This is a genomic window from Bartonella clarridgeiae ATCC 51734 (assembly GCF_000518185.1).
GTDB classification, from domain to species: Bacteria; Pseudomonadota; Alphaproteobacteria; order Rhizobiales; family Rhizobiaceae; genus Bartonella; species Bartonella clarridgeiae.
Map to the genome: position 1 here is coordinate 69,870 of NZ_JADC01000010.1, position 13,579 is coordinate 83,448.

At 35.8% G+C, this 13,579-nt stretch carries 12 protein-coding genes and 2 tRNA genes; 8 read left to right on the forward strand and 6 right to left on the reverse strand.

Features of this window, described 5'->3' with window-relative positions; all coding sequences use genetic code 11:
- Nucleotide 1: 1 nt before the first annotated feature.
- Nucleotides 2-466, reverse strand: coding sequence for a 50S ribosomal protein L13 (gene rplM, locus T420_RS0102600; RefSeq protein ID WP_013545029.1), 465 nt, complete (start codon nt 464-466; stop codon nt 2-4).
- A 242-nt stretch (nt 467-708) separates the two neighbouring features.
- Between rplM and recJ the strand changes: the two genes are divergently transcribed.
- Nucleotides 709-2,493, forward strand: a complete 1,785-nt coding sequence (gene recJ, locus T420_RS0102605) for a single-stranded-DNA-specific exonuclease RecJ (protein ID WP_013545030.1) — start codon at nt 709-711, stop codon at nt 2,491-2,493.
- A gap of 16 nt (nt 2,494-2,509) precedes the next feature.
- On the opposite strand, the gene parE is transcribed toward recJ, so the two are convergent.
- The 5 genes from parE to T420_RS0102630 all read right to left on the reverse strand — a co-directional run bounded on the left by parE (nt 2,510) and on the right by T420_RS0102630 (nt 7,825).
- On the reverse strand, nt 2,510-4,588 hold the full coding sequence (parE, locus tag T420_RS0102610; RefSeq protein WP_013545031.1) for a DNA topoisomerase IV subunit B: 2,079 nt from the start codon (nt 4,586-4,588) through the stop codon (nt 2,510-2,512).
- Between the two features lie 94 nt (nt 4,589-4,682).
- Nucleotides 4,683-5,408 (reverse strand): lipoyl(octanoyl) transferase LipB, encoded by a 726-nt coding sequence (gene lipB, locus T420_RS0102615; protein WP_013545032.1) that lies wholly within the window; start codon nt 5,406-5,408, stop codon nt 4,683-4,685.
- 321 nt (nt 5,409-5,729) lie between these two features.
- Nucleotides 5,730-6,581, reverse strand: coding sequence for a TPM domain-containing protein (locus T420_RS0102620; protein WP_013545034.1), 852 nt, complete (start codon nt 6,579-6,581; stop codon nt 5,730-5,732).
- Complete coding sequence (locus T420_RS0102625) at nt 6,582-7,229, reverse strand: LemA family protein (RefSeq protein ID WP_013545035.1); 648 nt, start codon at nt 7,227-7,229, stop codon at nt 6,582-6,584.
- 520 nt (nt 7,230-7,749) lie between these two features.
- Nucleotides 7,750-7,825 (reverse strand) — tRNA-Val (locus tag T420_RS0102630).
- A gap of 225 nt (nt 7,826-8,050) precedes the next feature.
- Between T420_RS0102630 and T420_RS0102635 the strand changes: the two genes are divergently transcribed.
- The 7 genes from T420_RS0102635 (at nt 8,051) to nuoF (ending at nt 13,552) form a co-directional block, all read left to right on the forward strand.
- Nucleotides 8,051-8,127, forward strand: a tRNA-Asp gene (locus tag T420_RS0102635).
- Between the two features lie 336 nt (nt 8,128-8,463).
- A complete protein-coding gene (locus T420_RS0102640; protein ID WP_013545036.1) occupies nt 8,464-8,829 on the forward strand; it encodes an NADH-quinone oxidoreductase subunit A in 366 nt (121 codons plus the stop codon).
- Nucleotides 8,820-9,401: a NuoB/complex I 20 kDa subunit family protein gene (locus T420_RS0102645; protein ID WP_013545037.1), complete on the forward strand. Its 582-nt coding sequence runs from the start codon at nt 8,820-8,822 to the stop codon at nt 9,399-9,401. Before T420_RS0102640 ends, T420_RS0102645 begins: the two co-directional genes overlap by 10 nt.
- A 13-nt stretch (nt 9,402-9,414) precedes the next feature.
- Nucleotides 9,415-10,023 carry an NADH-quinone oxidoreductase subunit C gene (locus T420_RS0102650; RefSeq protein ID WP_013545038.1) on the forward strand — a complete coding sequence of 203 codons (609 nt, stop codon included), beginning with the start codon at nt 9,415-9,417 and terminating at the stop codon, nt 10,021-10,023.
- A 222-nt stretch (nt 10,024-10,245) separates the two neighbouring features.
- The gene (locus T420_RS0102655) at nt 10,246-11,436 is read left to right on the forward strand and encodes an NADH-quinone oxidoreductase subunit D (protein ID WP_013545039.1); all 1,191 of its coding nucleotides are present in this window, start codon (nt 10,246-10,248) and stop codon (nt 11,434-11,436) included.
- Entirely contained in the window at nt 11,436-12,113 is a 678-nt protein-coding gene (nuoE, locus tag T420_RS0102660; protein WP_013545040.1) for an NADH-quinone oxidoreductase subunit NuoE, read from the forward strand. The genes T420_RS0102655 and nuoE overlap by 1 nt, the downstream gene beginning before the upstream one ends.
- Before the next feature lie 131 nt (nt 12,114-12,244).
- Nucleotides 12,245-13,552 carry an NADH-quinone oxidoreductase subunit NuoF gene (gene nuoF, locus T420_RS0102665; protein ID WP_013545041.1) on the forward strand — a complete coding sequence of 436 codons (1,308 nt, stop codon included), beginning with the start codon at nt 12,245-12,247 and terminating at the stop codon, nt 13,550-13,552.
- Nucleotides 13,553-13,579 lie beyond the last annotated feature (27 nt).

The window sequence follows — 13,579 nt, forward strand, 5'->3', positions numbered from 1 at the left end:
ATCAAGCAATCCTTTTATTTTTGCAATTTAAAGCACCTACATCAAGAATTTCAGGCTGTTGTGCTGCATGTGGATGTTCGCTACCAGCGTAAACACGTAAATTTTTCATTTGGCGACGACCAAGAGGACCGCGAGGGATCATACGCTCTACAGCCTTTTCGATAACTCGTTCAGGAAAACGCCCTTCAAGAATTTGGCGAGCTGTACGTTCTTTGATGCCACCAATATAACCAGTATGCCAATAATACTTTTTGTCGGTATATTTTTTTCCGGTAAGAGCCACTTTATCTGCGTTGATAACAATAACATTATCACCATCATCGACATGTGGAGTGAAAGTAGCCTTGTGTTTTCCACGTAAGCGGTTAGCAACGAGTGTGGCAAGACGACCCAAAACAAGGTTTTCTGCGTTAATAATAACCCATTTTTTCACCACTTCAGCTGGCTTTTGTGAAAAAGTTGCCATAAGAAGTATCCTTTATTTATATCCCTTTAAAATAAGGGCATTTTTTGTTGCTTAACGTTGTGTATTATTATCACAACAAATACGCTGCAAGTATGCTATTTATCTGATATAATGTCTGATGATTTGCGTCAAGAGAAAATAAAACTTATATAAGTGAGCTATTATGATAGCTTTATTTTGATGATTTTACTCATTTAAGACTTGATTGTATTTTTGCTAATTGTGGAGTATTACCAACAATAATGCGACGATCTCATTATTTACTTAATGTCGAATCCTCGGCTTGGGGTCAGGCTTGGGTTGATGCTCTTGATATAGAGAGGGTTAATAACGCTCGTGCTATTTCTCAAAAATTTGGTTTACCGGACCAACTCGCTCGCGTTCTTGCAGCAAGAGATGTCGATGAATCCGAAGCTATTACTTTTATTAATCCAACACTACGCGTTTTAATGCCTAATCCAAAAGATTTTATAGATATGCACTGTGCAGCAGAGCGTTTGGTTAAAGCTATTATAAACCGAGAGAAGATTGCTGTTTTTGGCGATTATGACGTTGATGGTGCTTGTTCAGCAGCCCTTTTAGCACGTTTTTTACATTATTTTGGCATAATAGTAAAAATTTATATTCCTGATCGTATTATTGAAGGCTATGGTCCAAATGAACAAGCAATGAAAGGATTGGTACAAGAAGGGGCTAGTCTAATTATTACGGTTGATTGTGGTGCGAATAGTCCGGATGCATTAAGAGCAGCTAAGTTTGCAGGTGCTGATGTTATTGTTTTAGATCATCATCAAATGGAAAATGTTCACGAAGAAGCTGTTGCCCTTGTTAATCCTAATCGTCCTGATGATTTGTCTGAGCAGGGACATTTATGTGCTGCTGGTGTTGTATTTATTACATTAATATGGGTTAATCGTTTATTGCGGGAGAAAAAGTGGGGAGGAGCACTTCCTGATCTTTTAAGTATGCTTGATCTTGTTGCATTGGCTACCATCTGCGATATAGTTCCATTAAAAGGTGTTAATCGTGCTTTTGTGGTTAAAGGGCTTCAGGTGGCACGTTCTATGCGTAATCCTGGAATAGCTGCTTTAGCAAAGGTTGCGCATATAGGAGAACCACTCAATAGTTTTCATTTGGGTTTTTTATTGGGGCCTAGAATTAATGCGGGGGGACGTATTGGAAATCAAGCCTTAGGAGCATATTTGCTCAGCTGTAATGATAGAGATGAAGCGGATAGAATAGCACAACAACTAGACCAACTTAATAAAGAACGTCAAGAAATGGAAATGATTCAATTAGCTCAAGCAGAAGTTTATATTGATTCTATTTATCAGGATGAAGCAATGCCGTCATCATTTGTGATTGCTCATAAAGAATGGCATCCAGGTATCATTGGTATTCTTGCAGCTCGTTTAAAAGAACGTTTTTTTTGTCCTGTTTTGGCAATAGCTTTAAAAGAAGACGGAAGTGGTATTGGATCGGGGCGTTCAATTAGTGGTATAGATTTGGGAGCACTTGTGCATGAAGCAGTCACATTAAATTTATTAGAAAAGGGTGGGGGACATAGTATGGCGGCGGGGTTTACAATTCAATCGACAAAAATCGAAGCTTTTCGTGAATGGCTAGAAGAAAAAGTGTCTTTAATGGTTTCACAATTACGTGCTGAGAAATCTCTTAGTATAGATGGTTTTCTTTCTGCTTCTGGCGCGAATAAAGATCTTTTTGATATGATTGAAAAGGCAGGTCCTTTTGGTTCAGGAAATGCAACACCTGTTTTTGTTTTTCCTTCTCATCGGTTAGTCAATTTATACGAAGTTGGAAAAGGCCATTTGCGCCTTATTATTTCTGATATTGAAGGCAAAAAATTAAAAGGAATCGCTTTTGGTGCTGTAGGAACATCGCTTGGTAAGTTTCTTTCTAAAAATATTGGTAAAAAAATCCATTTGGCTGGTAATCTTAGCTTAAATCATTGGAGAGGAAGCATAAGTCCACAATTACGTGTTATTGATGCAGCTGCATTGGCTTGATAGATGTATTTTAATATCAAATATCTAGATTATCTGCAAAAGTAGAATTTTCTTGTATAAATCGAAACCGTGCTTCTGGCTTAGTTCCCATTAAATTTTCTACTGTATTTTTTGTTTCTTGCATGTCAACTGAATCTATAACAATACGTAAAAGTGTGCGTTTTTGGGGATGCATAGTTGTTTCTTTAAGTTGTTCAGCGCGCATTTCTCCAAGGCCTTTAAAACGTCCAATTTCAATTTTAGCCTTTTCAGTAAATTCAGTTTTTAGCAATTCGTCTTTATGTATATCATCACGCGCATAAGCAACTTTTCCTCCTTGTGATATTCTATAAAGAGGAGGCACAGCGAGATATAAATGCCCTTGGCGAATAAGATCAGGCATCTCTTGAAAGAAAAAGGTAATTAAAAGTGATGCAATATGAGCACCGTCAACATCTGCATCTGTCATAATAATGATACGCTCGTATCTTAGATCATCTTCACGATATTTAGAACGCGTTCCACATCCTAGTGCGAGGATAAGATCACTGATTGTTTGGCTTGAACTCATTTTTTCACGTGCTGCACTAGCTACATTTAATATTTTTCCACGAAGGGGTAAAATTGCTTGATTAACTCTATTTCGTGCTTGTTTAGCAGAACCACCAGCAGAATCACCTTCAACAATAAATAATTCAGCTCCAGCAGCAGAGTTTTGGCTACAATCTGCTAATTTTCCAGGTAGTCGTAATTTACGTACAACAGTTTTTCGATTTATTTCTCTATCTTGGCGCCGTTTTACGCGTTCTTCAGCTCGTTCAATAACCCAATCAAGAAGTTTTGTCGCTTCTTGTGGAGAATTAGCGAGCCAATGATCAAAAGGGTCGCGTATTGCATTTTCAACAATACGTTGTGCTTCAATTGTAGCTAATCGATCTTTAGTTTGGCCAACAAACTCGGGCTCTCTGATGAAAACTGAGAGAATTGCAATCGCTGAGATCATCACATCATCAGAAGTAATGATGGCAGAACGTTTATTGCCTATTAATTCAGCATAAGCTTTTAAACCGCGTAAGAGAGCTTGTCGTAATCCTGCTTCATGTGTTCCACCTTCTCCAGTTGGAATAGTATTACAATAAGATTGTACGCAAGCATTGCCACCGTACCAAGCAATGGCCCATTCAACTGAACCATGATCACCATGTCGTTTTGTTTTGCCAGAAAAAACTTCAGATGTTACACGATATTCATTTTTCAATGAGGATAACAAATAGTCTTTTAATCCATCTGGAAAATGAAAAACAGCTTTTTCAGGAATAGCTTTTATACCTTCAAGCATTATAGGATCACAATTCCAGCGAATTTTTACTCCACCAAAAAGATAGGCTTTAGAGCGTGCCATCTTATAGATTTGGCCTGGTTCAAAAGCTACTTTTTCGCCAAAAATTTTACTGTCAGGATGAAAGCGAACGCGCGTACCACGACGGTTATAAACATCACCTAGATTTTCTAAACCAGATTGAGGAATACCGCGTGAAAAACGTTGGCGGTAAAGTTTGCGCTCTCGTGCTACTTCAACTTCCATATCATCAGAAAGAGCATTAACAACAGAAATACCTACTCCATGTAATCCACCAGAGGTTTGATAAGCTTTTCCATCAAATTTTGCGCCTGAATGAAGTTGTGTCATAATGACTTCAAGAGTAGATTTATCTGGCATTTGAGGATGATTTTCAACAGGGATTCCACGTCCATTATCCGTAACTGTTAAATAACCTTGCCTATCCAATGACACATCAATTAAATCAGCATAACCAGCAACAGCTTCATCCATTGCATTATCGATGATTTCAGAAAATAAATGATGAAGTGCTTTACTATCTGTTCCACCAATATACATCCCAGGTCGTAAACGTACAGGCTCTAAACCTTCGAGTACCCGAATAGATAAAGCGCTATATTCATCTTCTTCTGTATTATTTTTGGAAGAAGATACAGGAATTGCTCGAGACACTTCTTGGGAATTTAATGAAATTTGCTTATTTTTTTCTTTCGCTTCTATACGAGATTGAGCATTATTTAAAATACTAAAAAGATCTTTATTATTATCGTTCATAGTACTCAATCGTTTGTTTAAATTTAGATTGTATAAATAAACTTTTAATCAGAATTAAACTTTATGCCTGTTTTTTATTTAAAAATCAATGCACTTAGGAAATATCAATTGTTGGACCAAAAATTTGTTCAAAAGCTCGTTTCATAGCAATGTCAACATCATGCATTGTTACAGTTAAGCCTAGATCTAGTAAACTTGTTACACCGTGATTTGCAATTCCACAGGGAACAATTCCTGTATAGTGAGATAGATCAGGATCGATATTAATACAAATGCCATGAAAACTTACCCATCTACGCATACGAATACCAATAGCAGCAATTTTATCTTCAGTCAGTGTTCCATTTATTGTTAGTGGACGATCAGGTCGAATAACCCAAACACCGACGCGATCTTCACGACGTTCTCCTTTAACGTTAAATTGTAAAAGTGTTTGTATGATCCACTGTTCTAATGCACTAATAAAGGCACGTATATCTTGTTTTCGGCGTTTAAGATCAAGCATAATGTAAGCAACACGTTGTCCTGGACCATGATATGTAAATTCACCACCACGACCTGATTCATATACAGGAAGAGAATGAGGAGCTAATAGATCTTTTTGTTTAGCACTTGTACCAGCTGTATAAAGCGGAGGATGTTCAAGTAGCCAGACTTGTTCATGCGCGATTTTTGCGGAAATATTCTCTACGCGTTCTTGCATATAGCGTAATGCTTCAGGATACTCGACTAAGTTATCACTTATTTTCCACTCAACTGGTGAAGTATGACCAGTTGTTTTAAACTGATGTGATAAATGATTGCGATCAGTATATTTCATTTAGACGTCATCAAAAATATGTATGAAGTTATTTGGTTTTTTATCAGTAAAAATAATGACGTACGATATAGAGTTGTTGATTGAAATGAAAATGAAAAATTAAAGGTGTCGACATTTTTCTTTCAAAGTAGTTAAGAATGAGCCTTATTATTCTAAATTATTGTAGTCTAACAAAACCTTAAAATGATTAGAATTTTTATAATTAATAATTTAATTTATTATTTTTTATTATATTTTTGTTTTTAAATAACTATTTTTTATTACATAGAGATAATATTCAACATAGAAGCGATGAGGCGATCAATTTGTACTAAAGATATTTTACCATCTTCCTGATGCGCCACCACCACCTGATGAGCCCCCTCGACCTCTAAAACCACTACCACTTGAATGCCTTCTAAAGGTACCATTGGAGCGTCTACCATTAGCACTTAAATTGATAAACCAAAGAGTAAAAACGATTCCCATCCAGCGATATTTTTGTGGACCTACTTTTTTGCCAAAAATCATTGCTAAAATAGGTAAACCAATCACCGTAAAAAAGACTAAAAATATAACTGTATTAGCTATCATTTCTTCTATTTTTTCCTGTTTACGTTGTATTTCAACAGCTTTAGCCTTTTCTTTGATTCTGTAAGTAAAATCAGAATCATTTTCTATAATAATTCTGATAATTGCATTGATCGCTTCGATAATTCCTTGTTGATAATTTTTATTACGAAAATTAGGAAGAATAAAATTATTGATAATGACTGCAGAAACTGCATCCGTTAATTCTCCTTCTAAACCATAGCCTACTTCAATACGTACTTCACGTTCGTTTGGTGCAATGACAAGTAATACGCCATTATTAATCTTCTTTTGACCTAAGGCCCACTTTCGGAAAAGGGAATTACTATAGGTTTCAATATCAATTCCAGAAAGAGTAGGGACAGTTACAACGACAATTTGATCACCTGTTTTTTCTTCCAAAGCAGAGAGCTTTATCGTCAGATTTTCTATTGTTGCACGATCAAGTAAACGAGCTGTATCATTAATGTGACCAATTAAGTGGGGGAATGAGATTTGCGAGTAAACAACACTATTCAACGTAATAACTAAATATAGAAAACTTGTAAAAGCTAAAAAAAATAAAATAACGCTGCGTTGAATAGAATATCGAAATGATTTCATTTAATTAAAATTAACCTGCGGTGTTTGTTGAACATTACTATCAATAGTAAATGTTTGCATAGATTTTGCATCCCGAAACCACAACTTTGCCCAAATCATTGTTGGCATTGTTTTGAGTGCAGTATTATACACGCGTACTGCTTCAATATAATCACGGCGAGCAATAGAAATACGATTTTCAGTTCCCTCTAATTGTGATTGAAGAGCTAAAAAATTCTGATTTGTCTTAAGATCAGGATAATTTTCAACAATAGCCATCAGGCGTGAAAGTGCACTTGATAAATTTGCTTGATTACTGAGATATTGTTGCATAATGTCTGGGTTATTTAACATATCAGCATTAATGGTTGTTTGCGTTGCTTTTGAACGTGCCTCGATAACATCAGAAAGTACAGTTTTCTCGTGTGATGCATAACCTTTAACAGTTTCTACAAGATTAGGAACGAGATCTGCACGACGTTGATATTGATTTAGAACTTCACTCCACGCCGCATGGGCTTTTTCTTCATTTGTTGGTATTGCATTAAACCCACATCCACTTAAAAGCGGTATTAAAAACGCTAAAAAAATGATAACAAAAAATCGTTTTAGTATGTTTAATATAGGATAGATAGCTACAGTTTTTTGTGCAGTTAGTGCGTCTGACATAAAATATCTCCAAAAACTTATTCACAATAATATAGAAATATAGAGCGTATCTTATTATATGACAAAATATTTTAGATTTTGCAAATTTAGTCATTTATATTGATGAATTAGTTTATTATTTTCTAATAATTTGTTTAGTGGAAAGGCTATTATAAATTCTTTGATGCTTTGATGAGAATTAATGAATTTTTGCCACTTACTAATAATTGGAATTTGAATTAATTGTTAAAATTATTATATTTTCTCTCATCTAGAGCTAAATACATTATATGACTATTTTGATTAATTTTAATGGTTTCTGATTCTTATTTCTTATTCAAAATTTATAGTTTTGAATATTTGGCTCCTAATTTCATGTCCATTCTAATTAGTTTTTTTTAATGTCTGATTATGAATTAGATGCACTGATCTCTCTTTTTAAAGCTACATTTGAAACTTATTCCCACACCTTTATTATAATACCATGCCATAACTTAAAAAGGATCAATAAAATCAGTATCTTATGTGTTATATAGATGCATGGTGGGCGATGAGAGACTCGAACTCCCGACATCCTCGGTGTAAACGAGGCGCTCTACCAGCTGAGCTAATCGCCCGATGTAATAATTTACAATTGGATGTGCACTTTATTAAGGAAAAAAAAATTTAAACGCAAGAATAAAAGATATTATTTTTTAATGTTTTTTAGAGAATAGGAGAGTTTTTAATTTTTTCATTGTTTATTTGATTTTTTTAAAAAAAACGTTTCATTCTTCTTGACAGGAACGAATGAAAATCCTACACGACCGTTTATACCAATATTAATTGGTTTGAAGAAGTGCGCGGGTGTAGCTCAGTTGGTTAGAGTGCTGGCCTGTCACGCCGGAGGTCGCGGGTTCGAGCCCCGTCACTCGCGCCATTTCGAAATATTTTTAATTTTCTATGTCTATAGTATACGCTTTTTTCTTTGCAGGATGCTACTCAGTATGCTTAGAACTAATAATTATAGCATATTCTATAAAATTTTTAGCTGATATTTAATTTTTTTCTTTTTTCATATAGTTTTATGAGAATAAGGGCTTGCGTCTTTCTTTTCTCTGCGATACCTATAAGAAATGAGATGAATACTGCGCGGCATGCCCTAATCTGTAAGAGCGAAATTAGTGTTATAATTAATTATTGTATATTATATGTTGATCTAGACAATATTCGATGATTACGTTAATTCAAAACCTCATTAAGGTGGAAAAGGATTATGATTGATTTATTGAGCTCTTATTTACCGGTATTAATTTTCATTACTGTTTCGGCAATTATAGCTGGGGTTCTTTTAATCATACCTTATATTGTCGCCTATCGTGCTCCTGATCCTGAAAAATTATCAGCTTATGAATGTGGGTTTAACTCATTTGATGATGCTCGAATGAAGTTTGATGTTCGATTTTATCTAGTTTCTATTTTATTTATTATTTTTGATCTTGAGGTTGCTTTTCTTTTTCCTTGGGCTGTTTCATTTGCTTCAATAGGTATATTTGGTTTTTGGTCAATGATTTTATTTTTAGTAATCTTGACGATTGGGTTTATATATGAATGGAAGAAGGGAGCACTTGAATGGAATTAGGATTTAATAATTCAACGGTTGTTACTCCGAAACCGAAAGGAATCATTGATCCAAATACAGGTGAGTTAGTAGGCTCTAATGATAAATTTTTCAGTGATATTAATACTGAATTAGGAGACAAAGGCTTTTTGGTAACTTCGGCAGATGCTTTAATAACTTGGGCGCGCACAGGTTCATTGATGTGGATGAGTTTTGGTTTGGCCTGTTGTGCAGTTGAGATGATGCAATGCTCAATGCCTCATTATGACAACGAACGTTTTGGATATGCACCGCGCGCTTCACCGCGTCAATCTGATGTTATGGTAGTTGCTGGTACTCTAACAAATAAAATGGCACCTGCTTTACGTAAAGTTTATGATCAAATGCCTGAACCACGTTATGTGATTTCTATGGGGTCCTGTGCAAATGGTGGGGGATATTATCATTATTCTTATTCGGTTGTGCGTGGATGTGATCGTATAGTCCCAGTCGATATTTATGTTCCAGGATGTCCTCCTACAGCAGAAGCGTTGCTATATGGTATCTTGTTGTTGCAAAAAAAAATCCGTCGTACTGGATCTATAGAGCGATAGGGGCTTTATGATAATGAATGAGGTATTAATCGAGCTTTCTAATTATTTGAAAGATAAATTGGGAGATAAAATAGAAGAAAGTGTCTTTGCATTTGGAGAATTGACGATTGTATCGCGCCTTAATGCAATTATTGATGTTTTAATGTTTGTTCGTGATGATTCTCGTTGTCAATTTATCAATATTACAGATATTAGTGGTGTAGATTATCCTTCTCGTGAAAAACGTTTTGATGTGTCTTATCAGTTATTATCTCCACGACATAATTTACGTTTACGTATTAAAGTACGTACTGATGAAAATACTCCTATTGCTTCTGCTTGCTCCGTTTATCCTGGAGCTGAATGGTATGAGCGTGAAACCTACGATATGTATGGCATTTTATTTTCAGGACATCCAGATTTGCGGCGCATTTTGACGGATTATGGATTTGAAGGGCATCCTTTGCGCAAAGATTTTCCCGTGACAGGATTTGTAGAGTGTCGTTATGATAATGAAGCTAAACGCGTCATTTATGAGCCTGTTATTTTACGACAAGAGATGCGTAGCTTTGACTTTCTTTCACCTTGGGAAGGTAATGAATATGTTTTGCCATGTAATGAAAAGTCAGGAAGCAAAAAATAATATTAAGGCATTGAAGATGCGGTTAAAAATTATAGCTTTTGTAAAGTAATTGATAATTTTCAATAAGGATAGTGTATAGAAAGTTGTATATTGCATATGAATTATTTGCACATAATAAGGGATAAGGGGCTATTTTGTGTTTCGCATTATAATAACAATAATAACAGAATATTGTTCGTGTTCAATTTTTAAGAGTACATTGAGAAAAATAAGAGGTTGATAGTGGCTGAAGTCAATGTTCGGAATTTTAATATTAATTTTGGTCCACAACATCCTGCTGCGCATGGTGTTTTGCGTATGGTTTTAGAGTTGGATGGTGAGGTTGTTGAGCGTGTGGATCCACATATTGGATTGCTACACCGTGGCACAGAAAAATTAATGGAAACAAAAACTTATCTTCAGGCAGGTCCTTATCTTGATCGTTTAGATTATGTTGCTCCTATGAATCAGGAACATGCTTTTGTGCTTGCTATTGAAAAATTATTGGGTGTTGAGGTTCCTAAACGAGGGCAATTGATTCGTGTCCTATTTTCTGAAATTGGACGTATTCTTAATCATTTGCTTAACGTAACAACACAAGCAATGGATGTTGGTGCTTTAACACCACCACTTTGGGGTTTTGAACAACGCGAAAAATTGATGATTTTTTATGAACGTGCATGTGGTGCGCGTCTTCATGCAAATTATTTTCGTCCTGGTGGTGTACATCGAGATTTGCCAGAATCTTTAATCGAAGATATTGGTAATTTTATTGATCCATTTCTTATTGCTCTTGATAAACTTGATGCGCTTATAACACCCAATCGGATTTTTAAACAACGGAATGTAGATATTGGTGTGGTAAGTATTAATGAGGCTTGGGCTCGTGCTTTTTCTGGAGTAATGATACGTGGAGCTGGTGTTCCATGGGATTTGCGCAAAAGTCAACCTTATGAATGTTATGATGAAATGGAGTTTGATATCCCTGTAGGTAAAAATAGTGATTGTTATGATCGTTACCTCATTCGTATGGAAGAAATGCGTCAATCAACAAAAATCATGCGACAATGTGTGAACCGTTTACTTGGTTCTGAAAGAAATGGGCCGGTCTCGAGTTTAGATCGTAAGATTGTGCCCCCAAAACGCAGTGAAATGAAAAATTCAATGGAAGCGCTTATTCATCATTTTAAACTTTATACGGAAGGTTTTCATACTCCTTCTGGAGAAGTTTATGTTGCTGTAGAAGCTCCAAAAGGTGAATTTGGCGTTTATCTGGTTTCTGATGGAACAAATAAGCCTTATCGTGTTAAATTACGTGCTCCTGGTTTTGCTCATCTTCAAGCCATGGATTTTCTGACACGAGGCCATATGCTAGCAGATGCAACGGCTATTCTGGGTTCGATTGATATTGTTTTTGGGGAGATTGATCGTTAATGTCTGTACGCCGTCTTGCAGATGATATCCACCAACCAGCAGAATTTTCTTTTACAAAAGAGAATCAGGTGTGGGTGCAAAATACCATAAAGAAATATCCTATAGGGCGTGAGCAATCTGCTGTCATTCCCTTGTTAATGCGTGCTCAAGAGCAGGAAGGTTGGGTAACGCGTGCTGCGATTGAACATATCGCTGAGTTACTTTCGATGGCTTATATTCGTGTTTTAGAAATTGCAACTTTTTATACTCAATTTCAACTTAAGCCAGTTGGAACAAAGGCGCATATTCAAGTTTGTGGTACCACTCCTTGCATGCTACGTGGTTCTGGAGAATTGATCAAAGTTTGTCAGAAAAAAATTCATTATAAGCCTTTTATTACTAATCAAGATGGAACATTATCATGGGAAGAAGTAGAATGTCTTGGTGCTTGTGTTAATGCTCCAATGGTTATGATTTTTAAAGATACTTATGAGGATCTTACAGCTGAGCGTCTTGAAGAAATTATTGATGCATTTGAGGCAGGTAAAGGTTCTGATATAGCTGTAGGACCACAAAATAATCGTAAATCATCAGAGCCTATCAGTGGCTTAACTTCTTTAGTTGATGGAAATGAAAATAAAATAAAATCATTCAAGTCTTCAAGGAAAAAGAGTAATGAAGAAATGGAAGTTGGATGAATATTTCTTTAAATTAGGAAATATTAATTACTTATCGATTGTAAAAATATTTTAATATAAAATAAAAGTATTAAAAAATTGAATTAGGAAAATGCTAAAAATGCATTCAGTGATAGAAAAAAAGGTGGTGTATGCTCGCTGATAAGGATCGCATTTTCACCAATATTTATGGTTTTAAAGATAAATCGTTGAAAGGTGCGATGTTGCGTGGACATTGGGATAATACCAAAGCGATTATTGAAAAAGGCCGTGATTGGATTATTGATGAAATGAAGGCATCAGGCTTGCGTGGTCGTGGTGGTGCTGGTTTTCCTACTGGTATGAAATGGTCCTTTATGCCGAAACAAAGTGATGGTCGACCCCATTATTTGGTTGTAAATGCAGATGAGTCAGAACCAGGAACATGTAAAGACCGTGATATTTTAAGACATGATCCTCATACTTTGATTGAAGGATGTGTTATTGCTACTTTTGCAATGGGAGCAAATATTGCTTTTATTTATGTCCGTGGTGAATATATTCGTGAGCGTGAAGCGCTTCAGGTTGCAATTGATGAGTGTTATGAAGCAGGTTTGCTTGGCAAAAAGACTAAATATGGTCATGTTTGTGATATTATAGTTCATCATGGTGCTGGAGCTTATATTTGTGGTGAGGAGACAGCTCTTCTTGAGAGTCTTGAAGGAAAAAAAGGTCAACCTCGACTTAAACCTCCATTCCCTGCAAATATGGGAGTTTATGGTTGTCCAACAACCGTTAATAATGTAGAATCTATTGCAGTTGTTCCTACGATTTTGCGTCGAGGTGCTTCCTGGTTTTCATCGATTGGTCGTGCAAATAATGTTGGAACAAAATTGTTTATGATTTCTGGACATGTTAATGCACCTTGTACATTTGAAGAAGCTCTAGGTGTTTCTTTTCGTGAATTGATTGAAAAACATACAGGTGGTATTCGTGGTGGATGGGATAATCTTTTAGCAGTTATTCCAGGGGGTGCTTCTTGTCCGATTGTTCGTGGAGAAGATATGATAGATGCCATTATGGACTTTGATGGGATGCGGGATATTGGATCTTCTTTTGGTACGGGTGGTGCGATTGTCATGGATAAATCAACCGATATCATTAAGGCGATTTGGCGTATAGCAGCTTTTTTTAAACATGAAAGTTGTGGTCAATGTACACCATGTCGTGAAGGCACCGGGTGGATGATGCGTCTTTTGGGACGTATGGTTGAAGGAAGAGCGCAAAAACGCGAAATTGATCTTCTATTTGAAGTTTCTAAGCAAGTTGAAGGGCATACTATTTGTGCACTTGGGGATGCTGCAGCATGGCCCATACAAGGGTTAATACGTAATTTTCGTTCAGAAATTGAACAAAGAATTGATGATTATACGCGAAGTGCAATTCAAAGCAAAAATATTGCTTTGGAAACATTAAAATAAAGAGTTTAGTTAAAAAAAAATAATGAA

Bases quoted from the DNA above. Each gene is read 5' to 3' on its own strand.
- rplM (WP_013545029.1), bottom strand. From the start codon at position 466: ATGGCAACTTTTTCACAAAAGCCAGCTGAAGTGGTGAAAAAATGGGTT.
- recJ (WP_013545030.1), top strand. From the start codon at position 709: ATGCGACGATCTCATTATTTACTTAATGTCGAATCCTCGGCTTGGGGT.
- parE (WP_013545031.1), bottom strand. From the start codon at position 4,588: ATGAACGATAATAATAAAGATCTTTTTAGTATTTTAAATAATGCTCAA.
- lipB (WP_013545032.1), bottom strand. From the start codon at position 5,408: ATGAAATATACTGATCGCAATCATTTATCACATCAGTTTAAAACAACT.
- T420_RS0102620 (WP_013545034.1), bottom strand. From the start codon at position 6,581: ATGAAATCATTTCGATATTCTATTCAACGCAGCGTTATTTTATTTTTT.
- T420_RS0102625 (WP_013545035.1), bottom strand. From the start codon at position 7,229: ATGTCAGACGCACTAACTGCACAAAAAACTGTAGCTATCTATCCTATA.
- T420_RS0102640 (WP_013545036.1), top strand. From the start codon at position 8,464: ATGATTGATTTATTGAGCTCTTATTTACCGGTATTAATTTTCATTACT.
- T420_RS0102645 (WP_013545037.1), top strand. From the start codon at position 8,820: ATGGAATTAGGATTTAATAATTCAACGGTTGTTACTCCGAAACCGAAA.
- T420_RS0102650 (WP_013545038.1), top strand. From the start codon at position 9,415: ATGAATGAGGTATTAATCGAGCTTTCTAATTATTTGAAAGATAAATTG.
- nuoE (WP_013545040.1), top strand. From the start codon at position 11,436: ATGTCTGTACGCCGTCTTGCAGATGATATCCACCAACCAGCAGAATTT.
- nuoF (WP_013545041.1), top strand. From the start codon at position 12,245: ATGCTCGCTGATAAGGATCGCATTTTCACCAATATTTATGGTTTTAAA.